The sequence below is a fragment of the Bacillus cereus group sp. BfR-BA-01381 genome (assembly GCF_022663555.1).
Lineage (GTDB): Bacteria > Bacillota > Bacilli > Bacillales > Bacillaceae_G > Bacillus_A > Bacillus_A pacificus.
Genome location: NZ_JAKUFR010000357.1, coordinates 1 through 215, shown reverse-complemented (window position 1 = coordinate 215; position 215 = coordinate 1). Strand labels below are relative to the sequence as shown.

Sequence of the window (215 nt, the reverse complement as noted above, 5' to 3'; positions counted from 1 at the left end):
CTAACCCTGAGCGGACGAGCCTTCCTCAGGAAACCTTAGGCATTCGGTGGACGGGATTCTCACCCGTCTTTCGCTACTCATACCGGCATTCTCACTTCTAAGCCCTCCACCAGTCCTTCCGGTCTGACTTCACTGTCCTTAGAACGCTCCCCTACCACTGATACCATTGGTATCAATCCGCAGCTTCGGTGGTGTATTTAGCCCCGGTACATTTT

1 rRNA gene is annotated in these 215 nt (G+C 53.0%); it reads right to left on the bottom strand.

The features are described 5' to 3' along the window. A 23S ribosomal RNA gene (locus MR079_RS29025) occupies positions 1-215 on the bottom strand; the annotation flags it as partial.